We start from the raw sequence: 13535 nt of genomic DNA, 5'->3' as shown, positions 1-13535 counted from the left end.
GCGGGTTTCAACAGGGCCGACCATTCCTACACAACCCACCCAGGACGGATATTCACGTAGATGCAAGGAGGAAGTCCACGGCTTCAGTCGTGGGTCGATGACTGGATACTACTGTCTATCTCGACGAAATCGAGTTCTTCTGCATCACGCTTGCACCGGCGATAGAGGTCCTCGGCCCACCTTCGAGCCTCTGGATTCTCGGTGGTGAGGGAGGCGACGGGTAGCGATGTCTCATCGTCGAAGCCACCGATGATGACCACGTCGTCAATGATTCCCATAGTGAAGGGGAGTGCGGGATGGGTGTACAGCGCTGGTGCGTCGGCGTTGGCGATCGTCTCGAAGGCCTCTTCGGAGGCGTTCTGGTCTGCCTGGAGGGCAAGCGGCGTACAGATGGCCTCGAAATCGACGCCGTTCTGTGCGTGCTTGATACCCAGCTCGGTCACTTTCGGGGGACAGCCGGCGACGACCAAGCTTCGAGCGTAATCGAACTCGTCGAAGTGTTCGAGCCACGGTTCGATGGGTTCGTTCGGGTTCTGGGGCCTGGCGACGTGGAGGTCGGCGTCCGCAAACAGGTGGACGTTCCGCGTGAGTTCAGGTGCCGACAGTTGTGCGAGCAGCGGTTCCAGCTTGTCGATAGCCGCCAGCGAGCGCTTGAACTGCTCGACGGCCTCGAGTACGGCACGGCCGGATCCGGTTGTCTGGTAGCCAGCCGGCGTTTTTTCGAGCATCCCATGCTCTGTGAGGGTAGACGTTCGTCGGTAGGCGGTCGCGCGTGAGATATCGAGTTCGTCCTGCAACTGCGACCGGTCGAGTGAGTCGCCGCGAGTCGCTTCTAACATCGGTGCCCGATCAAGCAACAGGTGTGGGTCGCTCTCGTAGTAGTCCATGCTCAATATACAGACCGCTGAATTGTTAGTGTATCGAGGTAAATCTCGGATGCTGAAACATCGTCTCAGGGAATGACTATAACACTGAACTGACCAGTCTGTTGGTTTAATGAGCGTGACAGATGTAGCGAGGGTCGCCGATGGCGATCGACGGCCCGGACGGTGGGGAGTAGTGGCGTGACGGGACGCAGTTACAAACGGTCGCTGGTTCTGTCTGCCTTCGTGATTGCCTCGCTGTGTGTTGGTTTCACTGCCTTTTCGGGCACAGCAGTCGCAGACGCACCGGACTGTAGCAGTGTCAGCTACAGTGGGTCCGGCACAGTCGCCGATCCGTATCAGGTCGGCAGCCTGGACCAGCTCCAGTGTATCAATGAGCAGTTGGATAAGAACTACGTCTTGACCGGCGATATCGACGCGAGCGAGACGGGCAGTTGGAACGGCGGCAAGGGCTTCGTCCCGATCGGAGAGGACCCACGCTACGGGGGACCGGCGTTCACCGGCAGCTTCGACGGGCAGGGCCACACCATCTCGGGGCTGACTATCGACAGGCCGTTGGAGAGCAGAGTAGGTCTGTTCGGGTACGCCGAGCAGGCGACCCTCGAACACGTCGTCCTTGAGGGGGGACGGGTCGAAGGCGGGCGATTTGTCGGCGCCCTCGCCGGGACGACCGGCGGCTCGAAGGGCAGCGAATTCGACCGAGACCCGGCCAACAAGGTGACGGTCCGGAAGGTGGCGACGACGACGACGGTTCGGGGCGACGAGTTCGTCGGTGGCCTGATTGGGTACGCCGCGTTCACTACCGTGCAAGAGTCCTATACGGCAGGTGACGTCGGGGAGCGGTACCTAACCTCCAAGTACGAGTCGACCGTCGGCGGATTCTTCGGGTGGCATCTCGATGCGGACGCCTCCTCGAGTGTGGACGGCTTCGACGTGAGTACCGTCGAGGCGACGTACACCACGAGTGATGTCTCTTCCACCTCGGACTCGACGAATCCCGCCGGATACGTCGGGATGAACAACGGAACCATCGAGCGCTCCTACGCTGCCGGTGCGACCACGAAAGCCGGTTCCAACTACCGGGACGGTGGATTCATGGGTGTCAAGGGACTCGAGCCGGACCCGGGCCGCTCTGCGTTCGTGACCGAATCGTACTGGGACACGGAGGCGACCGGTGCGGATTCGTCCGCCAGCGGTGCGACGGGACTCACGACTGCGGAGATGACCGGTCTCGATGCCAAGACGAACCTCCCCGAGTTCGACTACGATACGACCTGGCTGGTCACCGATAGCTATCCGCGACTGCGCTGGTCGCTCGAATCCGTGTCGGTGGACGCGGGCCAGTCATCCATTGCCACGACCGGTCAGACGACGGTCTCGGTCACTGGCACGTTCGTCGACGGGTCGACCGAGACCGGGACGGGCGTGTCGAGTTACAGCAGTAGCGACACGACCGTGGCGACCGTCGATTCAGACGGTACCGTCTCTGCGGTCAGTCCGGGGACGGCGACGATTACTGCGACCTGGGGCGGCAACGACTACACGACGACGGTCACGGTCGAAGATCAAGTCGACCCTGTCGCAGTCGTCGGGTCGGACGTGACTGTCGATCAGTTCACAGACGTCCGATTTGACGGATCGGGATCGAGTGACAATATCGACATTGCCTCGTTCGAGTGGGACTTCGGCGATGGCGAGACTGCCACCGGCGAGTCGGTAACGCACTACTACGACACCCCCGGCACGTTCACGGCGACACTCACTGTCAGAGACGCTGCAGGCAACGTAGACAGCGATACGCGGGACGTCGTCGTCCAAGACATCAAGCCACCGGCTGTCGCCAGCGTCACACTCACAGACGTGACTGACGGCGATGGTGTCGTCACGGCCGGCGACACCGTCCAGATCACAGCAACGGTCGCGGACGCCAGCACGATTGCGACGGTCGAGGCCTACGCGAACGCGTTCGATGCGGGGACAGTCACCCTCGAAGACGACGGGCCGAACTCCGTGGCCTCGGATGACCGGTACAGCGCGACTTTCACCGTTGGTGCGGCACCGACCGAGGGAGACCAGTTAGTCAGTGTGGGTGCGACCGACGCCTCCGGTAATGGCGGGAGCCAGGCTGTCCCGTCGACTTCTCTGACCGTCGATACCACCGCACCGAGCATCAACGGCGTCACACTCACGGACATCACCGACGGGAACGGTATCGTCACCGACGGGGATACCGTCCAGATAACCGCCACTGTCACCGACAGCAACACGATTTCGACGGTCGAGGCCGACGCGAGCACGTTCGATGCGGGCACGGTCACGCTCGACGACGATGGGCCGAACTCCGCGGCCTCGGACGACCAGTACAGCGCCACGCTGATTGTCGGTGCGGCACCGATCGAGGGAGACCAGTTAGTCCGTGTGGGTGCGACCGACACCGCCAGTAACGGCGGGAAACAGGCTGTCGCGTCGACTTCCATGACTGTCGACACCACCGCACCGAGCATCAGCGATGTCACGCTCACGGACGTCACCGATGAGAACGGCATCGTCACCGACGGGGACACCATCCAGGTCACGGCCACCGTCACCGACAGCAACACGATTTCGACAATCGAGGCCGATGCGAGCGCGTTTGACGCTGGGACAGTCACGCTCGACGACGACGGCCCGGACTCGACGACGGCAGACGATCAGTACAGCGCGACTGTCACCGTTGGGTCGGCACCGACCGAGGGTGACCAGTCAGTCAGTGTGGATGCGACCGACGCCGCCAGTAACGGCGGGAGCCAAGCTGTCGCGTCGAGTCCTGTAACTGTTGATATCACCGCGCCCGTCGCCTCGTCGACCACCGATCCGAACCCCGCGGAGGAGGGTACTGCAATATCTTTCGACGCCAGTGGATCGACCGACAACAATGAGATCGCGTCCTACCAGTGGGACTTTGGCGACGGCACCACGGCAACCGGCCAAACCGCGACACACACCTACGCCGATGCCGGAAGCTACACCGCTAGACTAACCGTCACTGACGCCGCGGGCCAGACTGCTGCGGAATCAATCACCGTGAGTATCGAATCGGACGGAATCTCCATTCAGGAACGCAAGCGCCAGCAAGACGAACGGCCGCCCACCGCCGACGCTGGTGAGAACGTCACCGTCGAGCCGGGTTCGGTGGTCGTCCTCGACGGGTCGAATTCCACCGACGACATGGACATCGCCCGCTATCGCTGGGACTTCACCAGTGACGGCACCGTCGAGGGGAACCTCCCGCGGAAACAGACCATCTACCGCCAGCCGGGGACCTACACCGCGACACTGACTGTCGAGGACGAAGTCGGCAAGACCGACAGCGACACCAAGACGATCATCGTCCGAAACGACACGACGGCCCACAACCAGACTCTCAACGAGTCGACGACGCCGCAGGTGGAGGTCTCCACCAAGCAGAACGGCACGGCAGGGTGGACCGCGACCGTCTCGAACGCGAGTGCCGACCAGTCCGTCGACATCAGCGTCGAGGCGTCCGATGGTGGGACTACCGATGGCGACGACGGCCAGTCTGTTATGATGTCGCGGCTCCAACTGACTCTCGATCGAGACAGTGAGTTCACCCTCGACGTGACGGCGAGCGATACCCAGCCCGAGCGCGACACGGGCGACGATGGGCCCCGTGATTTTGAAGCCGAAACGGGCGCGCGAGCGGTCGGCTATGTCACCGTCTCTCACACCGTTCCCGACGAGAACATCGACGACGTGACCCTCACCGTCGACGTGCGCAAGTCCCAGCTTGAGGACCTGGACACCACGCCAGCGTCGGTGGTCGTGTACCGCGAGGAGACCGACGGCTGGAACCGCCTGCCGACCACTGTCGTCGGCGAGAGTGACACCCACTACACGCTCGTGGCCACCTCGCCGGGACTCTCGGTGTTCACCATCGCGTCAGTTGCGCCCGCGTTCGCAGTGACGGACGCGCAAGTCGGCACAGACACGCTTGAGGCTGGCGAGTCTGCTGCCGTGATGGCGACGGTCGAGAACCGGGGCAGTGCAGCGGGGACGTTCACTGTGAACCTGACTGCTAACGGGTCCATCGTGGCGACAACGGCGGTCGACATCGCCCCCAACTCGACCCGTACCGTGACCCTCGAACCGGGCTTCGAGACAGCAGGAACGTACGCATTGGCGGTCGGCGAGCAGTCGGCCGGGGCGGTCCGGGTAGTGGCACGTCAGTCGACGGCGACACCCGAACCGACAGCTACGGCAGAGACTGCGACAGTGACCGCGAACACGAGAGCGGATTCCACGGTTGAGCAGTCGACCGATGAGCCATCGACGACCACTCAGACCGGCGCGGGCTTCGGTCCCGCCGTGACGCTAGTGGCGGCACTTCTCGCCATCGTGTGCAGCTTGGTCTACCGCAGACGGAACGAACGACAGAAGTTCCGTAACTGGTGGTAGCTCGGAATCGACACTCGAGAGACTACACGAGGAAACCGAATCGGAGGGCAAACGTCCCTCTGGGCTGGGCGACGGTCATCTCGCCCTGAAGTCCGGGATGTTGGACGGGAACGGCGAGTACACCGCCAACGATGCTGGGTCGCCAGACCGGGAGTCCGCGGACAAGCCCACGACTTCAGTCATGTGTCGATGACCTCGACAGTGATCGGCCGCCGAGTTAGTCGACAAGTCTGATCAGCATCGTTTCGCTCGGGACCCCCCGCGCTTCGTTCCCTGTCCGACAGACAAGGTATTTGTCGGCGCTCGTACACCCACCGGGTATGCAAGCCGTCGTACTCGCCGCCGGTGAGGGGACGAGACTCCGGCCCCTGACCGAGGACAAGCCGAAAGCCCTCGTCGAGGTCGCGGACCGCCCCATCCTCTCCGATTGCTTCGACCGCCTCATCGAGCTCGGCGCGGACGAACTGCTCGTCGTGGTCGGCTACAAGAAGGAGGCCATCATCAGCCACTACGAGGACGAGTACGAGGGGGTGCCCATCACGTACTGCCACCAGCGCGAGGCGAACGGGCTGGCCCACGCCCTGCTCACGGTGGAAGAGCACATCGACGACGACTTCATGCTGATGCTCGGAGATAACGTCTTCCGGGCGAACCTCGGTGACGTCGTCGAGCGCCAGCGCGAGGACCGCGCCGACGCCGCCTTCCTCGTCGAGCAGGTGCCCTACGAGGAAGCCTCGCGCTACGGCGTCTGTGATACGAACGACTACGGTGAGATCACGGCCGTCGTCGAGAAGCCGGACGACCCACCGACGAATCTGGTGATGACGGGCTTCTATACGTTCTCGCCGGCTATCTTCCACGCCTGTCACCTCGTCCAGCCCTCCGACCGCGGCGAATACGAACTGAGCGATGCCATCGACCTGCTCATCCACTCGGGGCGGACCATCGACGCGGTTCGGATGGACGGCTGGCGTGTCGACGTGGGCTACCCCGAAGACCGAGAGGAGGCCGAAGAGCGAATCCTGGAAGCGCGGGAGGCGGTCGAGGCCGACGACTGAGCGGAGAGACGACCGCTGTTCTTCGTGCGTACCGCTCGCCGAGCGGGGAAACGCTGATACTGGTGTGTATACGACGTACACACATGGGGACGAAAAACGTCCGACTGGACGAGGATGTCTACGAGCGCATCAAGAGCCAGAAGCGCGACGACGAGACGTTCTCGGACGCCATAGACCGGCTCACGGGTGAGTACACGTTGCTCGACTTCGCGGCGGAGTTCGACGACGAAGACAGCGGACGGTGGGAAACCGAGCGCGAACTCATCGAGGCGACGGAAGACGAGGACGAGTCCGTCGAGCGGCTCCTCCACGACGAATGATCCTCGACACCAACTTTCTCGGCGCGCTGAAGGACCAGGATCCGGGCGCGCTGGAGAGAGCGGCCGAGCTGGAGCGTACTGGTGTGCCCCTTCGCGTCCCCACTATCGTCTGGTTCGAGCTGTTCGTCCCCATCGGGCACACGACTCGGCGAGAGTACAAGGTCACGGACCAGCGTGCGTATCGTCGACTCCTTGCCAGTAAGCCGACCGTAGACCTCACCGAGTCGATCGCGACACGTGCGGGTGTACTGGAGGGAACGCACCGTCGGAGCGACAGCAAGCCGAAGCTCGGGCCGGCCGACGCCATCGTGGCTTCGACAGCACTGGAGAAGAACGAGGCCGTCGTCTCCGACGACCGTGATTTCGACACGGTAGACGGACTACAGCGAATCGGCTACTGAACGAGGAGAACTGGCCGGTAGGCTCTGGCTGAGGTGGACCCGACGCTCTTTTGCCGACCCCTGCCGACGCCACCGGCATGCAGATACTCGTCACCGGCGGCGCAGGCTTCATCGGTGGCCACCTCGCCGAGCGGTTCGTCCGCGAAGGCCACGACGTGGTCGCCCTCGACGCGATGCACCCGTACTACGACCTCGGCATCAAGGAACACACCGTCGAGGTCTGTCGCGAGGCGAGTGCGTCGAGCGAGGCGGGCGGCTACGAGTTCGTCGAGGGCGACGTGCGCGACGCGGACCTCGTGAGCGACCTCGTCTCGGATGCTCAGTTCGTCTACCACCAAGCGGGCAGAGCCGGCGTCAGAGACAGCGTGAGCGACCCGCGTGTGTATGACGAGGTGAATGTCGATGGAACACTGAACTTGCTCGACGCGGCGCGTGCGAGCGATGTCGAGCGCGTCGTGATGGCCTCCTCGTCGTCCGTGTACGGCAAGCCGCAGTACCTCCCGTACGACGAGCAGCATCCGACGACACCAGTGTCGCCATATGGAGCATCGAAGCTGGCGGCCGAGCGCTACGGCTGTGCTTACAGTGAGGTGTACGACCTCCCCTTTGTCGGGTTGCGCTACTTCACGGTCTACGGCCCGCGAATGCGTCCGAACATGGCCATCTCGAACTTCGTCTCGCGGTGTATGAACGGGGAGTCGCCCATCATCTACGGCGACGGGACGCAGACGCGGGACTTCACCTACGTCGACGACGTGGTGGAGGCGAATCTCGCACTGATGGAGACCGGCGCCGCCGACGGTGAGGCGGTCAACGTCGGGTCGACGGACAATATCGAGATCCGGGAGTTGGCCGCGGTCGTCCGGGATGAGATTGCACCCGACTTGGAGTTCGAGTTCGCCGACCGCCACGACGCGGACGCCGAGCACACGCACGCCGACACGTCGAAGGCCTCCGTCCTGCTGGGGTACGAGCCTGACCACACCATCCGCGAGGGCGTGGCGAAGTTCATCGAGTGGTACGAGCAGAATCGCGGGTGGTACGAACCGCTCGTGCTGGCGTCCTGAACTCAACTGGGCTGTTGCCGATGTGGGGATGGAGACTGCTGGCCTGCGCTCTCTTGGGTGGGCGAGCAGTCGACAGCGGCTCGCTCGGTTGCGGAGTCTGAGCGTACAACCACGCAGTGCGACCGACCGTTGGGGAGACGAACGACTCCTCAACACAATATATTTGGGGTGAAAAAAGAAATATATACGTTAAGTGCGTTAGTGGGGATATGACCGACGAGATTCACCGTGACGGCCCGCCTCCATTTGATAGACCGTTCGACGGTGAAGACACGAAGCAGCGCGTGTATGGAGCAGTACTGCACGCTCGAGATCCGATGACTGCTGCTGAACTCGCCGAGCGGGCCGATTGCTCGACAGAGTCTGCGCGGACGCATCTCTCCTTCTACGCCGACCTCGGGATTGTCATCAAACACGAGGGACGGCCAGTTCGATATGAGCGCAACGACGACTACTTCGAGTGGCGGCGTGTGAACGAGCTGGCGCGAGAGAATACCGTCGACGAGCTGCAGACCCGGGTGTCAGAGCTGACCGACCGCATTGAGAACTATCGCAACGAATACGATGCTGACTCGCCCGCCGAGATTGATGTCCTCGAATTCGACCCGGAGCGAATCGACGATGTCTACGTCGAACTCGGTCAGTGGGCCACTGCCATCGAGGAGCGTGCCCTTCACGAGCGTGCTCGACGGAAAGCCGCTGGCTCCACAGCCCCGTCACATAGCTGAGGATGGGGCCCTCAGACGACGGCGCGAGTCCTGCGCCGATAGACCGGTCGGTACTGGAGCGGCTACGGTCCCGGTTCATCGGGAGTCGCATGTTCGAGTCCGCGGAATTCATCGAGGAAGGAAACCTGCATCTCCGCGTCGAACTGTCAGACGAGTACTATCCAGGCAAGGTATCTGCTCGATTCGAGATTCGGTGGTACCGGAACGACGACTTCAACGTTCACTATCAGGAGGAACGCCCGGATAGCACGTGGAAATGCCGCTGGGACCGACATCCGAATACCCACAACTCCAGAGATCACTTTCACCCGCCGCCGACCGCCAGCCGTAGCGATGCGGAGAATGCTCACTGGCCTTCTGACCATCGAGGGGTGAGCCGCCTCGTTCTCGACAGGATTGAAGAACGCATCCATACGCTCTGGGAACGGGCGTAGAGTTTCTGTCTACTTCATCGCCGAAGAAACGACTCTGTTGAAATCCTCAGAAGTTGATACGACTGGCGTGCTGCATACAGGGCGCGTGTGTATCATGTCTGTCCAGCGCGGAACGAGGGTCAAAAACCCACACCCGGGAGCGAGAGTCACTCAACCAGCGGCGACTCTACTCGGAGGAGATACTCGCAAGAGGGACATACCCGGTCACTCGGGGACACCTGCGAATGGCACTGGTCACAAAAACAGACGCCCTGACGACTGGTGAATCGATACTCGGTGGTCGTACTCAGGTCGGATGGTGACTTTGGTTCGATGCCTCGCAGTTGGAAAGCCTCTTTCGCCCGCCGCGCGTCTTCGGCCCCCCGCAGAGCGTACTGCTCCTGAGTTGCGCAGGTGGTTAGTCTCGACAGCAGGCCGTTCGGTCGCTCGTGAGCGATTCGTATCGTCTGTGCTGATTCGTCGATGGAGACGAACTCAACGGCCGACAACGGAATCGACGATTCCCGGAGATGCGTTATCCAGAACCCCCACATCAGCGTGACGAGGCCGAACACGGCGAACGGAACGAATGCCCACTGCTGACCGGGACCGAGTAGCTGGTCGAGGTGGAGGGCTAACGCAATCGGTGTGAACGCAAACGCACAGAGGTTGAGCAGGGCTTGGACTTGCTGGCCGATCGACCCATTTCGTAGCTGGACGTATTGTCCCCTCAAGAACGCCTGTGGCGTCATTCGGATACCGATGGAATCAGACCTCACCGTGACGACACCCTTGGCGATGCTGAACTCCCACGACCCGTCAGCCATTTCACTCACATATCAACTAAACTACCAAAATCCTTCGGTCGGAAGCATCTGTGAATGGGTATCCCGGAATCGACAACCTGGTGTTAATAGCGGTTCTGAAGCTCGAGTGGACGTGCCGCCGCCACGGATTGTACCCGCTTAGAGCGCCGGCATTGCTCGCCGTTCACCGACCGTTTTGGGTGTGACTGAGCACCTGGCTGGCGCGTATGAGGTAGGCTGTGCCGAAGACGCCACCCGCCCCTGCGTAGTCGGTGGGTTTATTCGCTCGTCTCCAATCACCGGAGGTATGAACGACGCACAGGAGGTTGCTGCCCTCCTGGATGAGCGCCCCGACCTCGAGGCGCCGCTCGAAGCCGCCCTCCAAGCCGATGCCGGGGCACAGTCGTGGACATTCGACGACCTCTCGGTCGACTCCGGCCGCTTTGGCGAGCTCGTCTCCCGTGGAGTTATCACGAAAACCGATGGCGGGTACCAACTTGCGAATCCGCAGGCGGTCGAGCGGGCGCTCGCAGGCGAAACGTCGGGAGCTGGTGAGAAGCGTGGTGAGAGTACCTCCGCGCTTTCGGAGGTGGGTCTCTCGCGGCCAACGCTGCCTGACCGCCGACTCGTTTTCGCGCTCGGCGGGGCGCTCGCGTTTCTCGTCCTGCTTCGCGTGGTCTTCTCCTTTTCTGCGGTCTTTCGCGATGGTGCGGTCGTCCTCTCGTCGAACGACCCGTACTACTACCGCTACTGGGTCGAGCAACTGTTGGCGAATCCGGATCTAACGCCTTCCTCGCTCCCATGGCAGGTTGTGAAGGGCGAGCCATTGTACGTGGTAACGATGTGGGCGATTGCAGCAGTGCTCGGCGGTGGGGCAACGACGACTGGGTGGCTCTTGGCGTGGTATCCCGTCGTCTCGGCGCTGCTCTCGGGTGTGCTCGTCTATCTCCTCACCGTTACCGTGACCGAGGACCGGCGCGTTGGCATCGCTTCCGTGCTAATGTTGGCCGTCATTGCAGGTCACGCTCTCCGGACCAGTCTCGGATTCCCTGACCATCACGCGTTCGACTACCCGTGGCTCGGGCTTACTGCCCTCTCGCTCGCGGTCGTCGTGGTACGCGAGCGGGGCCAGTGGGGGCGGGCCGTGCTCGGAGTGCTCGGTCTCGGTCTCGGCGTCTCCGGGCAGGTGCTGGCGTGGGATGCGGGGCCATTGTTGATTGGCGCGGCTGGGCTCGCTATCGCCGCGATGAGTATCGCGTGGGTGCATACTGATGAGTCTCCACTCGTTCGTGGCCTCCCGATACTGGTGGGGACAGGTATCGCGGCCGGTGTGACGTGGCTCGTCCACACGGAGCTCGGGTGGCACACGAACGTCGTCGCCTCGGCGCCCGCCCTGTTGCTCGCCGGTAGTGCGGGAGTCCTTCTCGTTACCGAAGCGGTATTCCGACTCCGACCGGATGCTCGACTCGCGACCGTCGCGGTTGGTGTCGCGGGTGGGGCAGGGCTCGCTGGTGTCGCCTTCGGCTTGCCTGAGGCGTGGAGCACGCTCCAGAGCCGTGTGGAGGGCAGTCTCCTTCGAAGCGACCAGATTGCTGAGGTACAGGGATTGTTCGGTGACTCCGTGGGGTGGCTGTTGCTCTTCGGCTTCGTGCTCGTCCTCGCGATTCCCTATCTGTTATGGGGGACGCGGCGTGCCCTCTCCGAACCGGTCTGGGCTGTCCCCGCGGTGTACGCGTGGTGGTTCCTCGGGCTCTCGGTGTTGCAGATCCGATTCGTTGGCGAATTCGCCTCGTTCATCGCCCTATTCGCCGGCCTCGGCTTCGTTCATCTCGCTGAACGGCTCGAGGTTGCGCGTCGCCCCCGACCGTTTGACCGGACCGTTGACGGGGCTCAATTGGTGCTGCCGAACCGCCAACAGGCCGGGACGCTCCTCGCGCTGTTCGTGCTCGTTGGGGGACTTGGCCTGTTGCAGGTGCCGCTGAAGACCAGCCAGATCACGACGCCCACCGAGATGTACGAGACGACGGCATGGATGGAGGAGCAGGCTGACCAGCCGGGATGGGAGGGGCCGAACTACGTCTTCAGCGAGTGGGGACACAATCGGATGCACAACTACTTCGTCAACGGTGAGTCTCGGTCGTATGGGTTCGCACGGGCGAACTACGTGGCGTTCTTGAACTCGAGCAATTCGACGCGGTGGTACGAACAGTTGCGTGGACGGGTGGGCTTCGTCGTCTACGATACGGAGTTTGATGATATGCGCTCGGGGAGCATCGCAGAGCGCTTGGCGGCCAACGGAAGCCAAACCACGAACGGGTCTGGTCTAGCTCACTATCGGGTAGTCTACGCTTCGGAGGATGGGCAGTACCGGGTGGTTGAACTAGTTCCCGGTGCCACACTGATGGGAAAAGCTGCTCCAGATACGACTGTAAAAGTCTCGACGCAGGTAGAGTTCCGAAATGGAACTAGCCAATATGTACGAGAAATACAGACTACTACGAATGGGTCCTACCAGGTTACTGTCCCCTATACTGGTACATACTCGGTAAACGGCGCTCGGGCGACAATTACAGAAGCCTCCATCCGGAACGGATCACTAGTCTCTGTACCAGAAAGCTGACCGACATTTGAACATAATTTGTTCTGATGGTTCAATATTGAGTCATGATGTAGTCGAATATTTTCATTGTTATAACTGGGGAGGATTTGGGATTTAGGACGGGTGCGGTACAATAACTGGATACACGCAATAATGCTCTGTTTAATACCCCACTGGGCATTCATTGAGGATTAGCGAGCGAAATGAAGAGCGGCGGAATCGCCCTTACAGTGAGGGCGTCGTGCCGGTGGCGACAGTTGCCGTGTTACCGCCGTTTGCCGAGGTCCAGATAATTCGTATCTCGCTATTAGGGTTTGCACCCGTCAGCGTAGCCGTATCACCGGCTGAAACTCCTCCTCCGCCAAGGCTGAATGTAGTCTCTGATCCAGGCCCGTCCCCGTCAGTAAGTTGGAGTTCCTGCGTATTCTCTTCGTTAAACGTGTCACCACCGTCGTGGGTCGCATCCACGTCAAATGAGCTACCACTACTCTGCTCGCTGTAATCAAAGCTGAACGTTGCCTGCGGCGCGTTGTTCTGCACCTGGTCACCGAGCCCCAGTACGAACGTGCCGATGACTGCGGCGAGGATGACGGTGATGGCGACCATCAGGATGACGCCGATGACCGGCGACACCGCGTCTTCCTCTGAGATGAGGTTCTTGATGTTCATGATTATCTTTCCCAGTGCCGACCCCGCTTGGGACAACCGTTATCACGAACCCTTCCGAATCGGGTGATGAGAGGTTCCGGGGAGGATGGTGCCCTCCGGTGCCCCTCTACTCCTTCGTGGCGGTATCCTCGGTGG

11 protein-coding genes are annotated in these 13535 nt (G+C 61.8%); 8 read left to right on the top strand and 3 right to left on the bottom strand.

All coding sequences use genetic code 11. From position 1 onward, the window contains the following. Positions 1-83 precede the first annotated feature (83 nt). On the bottom strand, positions 84-887 hold the full coding sequence (locus N0B31_RS11440) for a helix-turn-helix transcriptional regulator (RefSeq protein WP_260591760.1): 804 nt from the start codon (positions 885-887) through the stop codon (positions 84-86). Positions 888-1109: 222 nt separating this feature from the next. Between N0B31_RS11440 and N0B31_RS11435 the strand changes: the two genes are divergently transcribed. From N0B31_RS11435 to N0B31_RS22585, 7 genes are all read left to right on the top strand, one after another. Then, positions 1110-5339 (top strand): PKD domain-containing protein, encoded by a 4230-nt coding sequence (locus N0B31_RS11435; RefSeq protein ID WP_260591759.1) that lies wholly within the window; start codon positions 1110-1112, stop codon positions 5337-5339. A gap of 320 nt (positions 5340-5659) precedes the next feature. After that, positions 5660-6397 (top strand): UTP--glucose-1-phosphate uridylyltransferase AglF, encoded by a 738-nt coding sequence (aglF, locus tag N0B31_RS11430; protein WP_260591758.1) that lies wholly within the window; start codon positions 5660-5662, stop codon positions 6395-6397. An 83-nt stretch (positions 6398-6480) separates the two neighbouring features. After that, positions 6481-6717 carry an antitoxin VapB family protein gene (locus tag N0B31_RS11425; protein ID WP_260591757.1) on the top strand — a complete coding sequence of 79 codons (237 nt, stop codon included), beginning with the start codon at positions 6481-6483 and terminating at the stop codon, positions 6715-6717. After that, a complete protein-coding gene (locus tag N0B31_RS11420; RefSeq protein WP_260591756.1) occupies positions 6714-7118 on the top strand; it encodes a PIN domain-containing protein in 405 nt (134 codons plus the stop codon). The genes N0B31_RS11425 and N0B31_RS11420 overlap by 4 nt, the downstream gene beginning before the upstream one ends. Before the next feature lie 77 nt (positions 7119-7195). Next, the gene (locus tag N0B31_RS11415) at positions 7196-8185 is read left to right on the top strand and encodes an NAD-dependent epimerase/dehydratase family protein (protein WP_260591755.1); all 990 of its coding nucleotides are present in this window, start codon (positions 7196-7198) and stop codon (positions 8183-8185) included. A 209-nt stretch (positions 8186-8394) separates the two neighbouring features. Then, positions 8395-8913 carry a DUF7342 family protein gene (locus tag N0B31_RS11410; protein WP_260591754.1) on the top strand — a complete coding sequence of 173 codons (519 nt, stop codon included), beginning with the start codon at positions 8395-8397 and terminating at the stop codon, positions 8911-8913. An 89-nt stretch (positions 8914-9002) separates the two neighbouring features. Further along, entirely contained in the window at positions 9003-9347 is a 345-nt protein-coding gene (locus N0B31_RS22585) for a toxin-antitoxin system TumE family protein (RefSeq protein WP_368389180.1), read from the top strand. Between the two features lie 146 nt (positions 9348-9493). On the opposite strand, the gene N0B31_RS11400 is transcribed toward N0B31_RS22585, so the two are convergent. Next, the gene (locus tag N0B31_RS11400) at positions 9494-10153 is read right to left on the bottom strand and encodes a hypothetical protein (RefSeq protein WP_260591752.1); all 660 of its coding nucleotides are present in this window, start codon (positions 10151-10153) and stop codon (positions 9494-9496) included. A 286-nt stretch (positions 10154-10439) separates the two neighbouring features. Between N0B31_RS11400 and N0B31_RS11395 the strand changes: the two genes are divergently transcribed. Next, on the top strand, positions 10440-12752 hold the full coding sequence (locus N0B31_RS11395) for a hypothetical protein (protein WP_260591751.1): 2313 nt from the start codon (positions 10440-10442) through the stop codon (positions 12750-12752). Between the two features lie 204 nt (positions 12753-12956). Here N0B31_RS11395 and N0B31_RS11390 read toward each other — a convergent pair whose 3' ends face one another. Then, positions 12957-13400 (bottom strand): type IV pilin domain-containing protein, encoded by a 444-nt coding sequence (locus N0B31_RS11390; RefSeq protein ID WP_260591750.1) that lies wholly within the window; start codon positions 13398-13400, stop codon positions 12957-12959. Between the last annotated feature and the right edge of the window lie 135 nt (positions 13401-13535).

This window comes from Salinirubellus salinus (genome assembly GCF_025231485.1).
GTDB classification, from domain to species: Archaea; Halobacteriota; Halobacteria; order Halobacteriales; family Haloarculaceae; genus Salinirubellus; species Salinirubellus salinus.
Note: the sequence above shows the minus strand (reverse complement) of the source record. Positions and strands in the feature narration are given on the sequence as shown.

Excerpts from the sequence above, each read along its gene's own strand:
- N0B31_RS11440 (WP_260591760.1), bottom strand. The coding sequence starts at position 887 with ATGGACTACTACGAGAGCGACCCACACCTGTTGCTTGATCGGGCACCG.
- aglF (WP_260591758.1), top strand. The coding sequence starts at position 5,660 with ATGCAAGCCGTCGTACTCGCCGCCGGTGAGGGGACGAGACTCCGGCCC.
- N0B31_RS11425 (WP_260591757.1), top strand. The coding sequence starts at position 6,481 with ATGGGGACGAAAAACGTCCGACTGGACGAGGATGTCTACGAGCGCATC.
- N0B31_RS11420 (WP_260591756.1), top strand. The coding sequence starts at position 6,714 with ATGATCCTCGACACCAACTTTCTCGGCGCGCTGAAGGACCAGGATCCG.
- N0B31_RS11415 (WP_260591755.1), top strand. The coding sequence starts at position 7,196 with ATGCAGATACTCGTCACCGGCGGCGCAGGCTTCATCGGTGGCCACCTC.
- N0B31_RS11410 (WP_260591754.1), top strand. The coding sequence starts at position 8,395 with ATGACCGACGAGATTCACCGTGACGGCCCGCCTCCATTTGATAGACCG.
- N0B31_RS22585 (WP_368389180.1), top strand. The coding sequence starts at position 9,003 with ATGTTCGAGTCCGCGGAATTCATCGAGGAAGGAAACCTGCATCTCCGC.
- N0B31_RS11400 (WP_260591752.1), bottom strand. The coding sequence starts at position 10,153 with ATGGCTGACGGGTCGTGGGAGTTCAGCATCGCCAAGGGTGTCGTCACG.
- N0B31_RS11395 (WP_260591751.1), top strand. The coding sequence starts at position 10,440 with ATGAACGACGCACAGGAGGTTGCTGCCCTCCTGGATGAGCGCCCCGAC.
- N0B31_RS11390 (WP_260591750.1), bottom strand. The coding sequence starts at position 13,400 with ATGAACATCAAGAACCTCATCTCAGAGGAAGACGCGGTGTCGCCGGTC.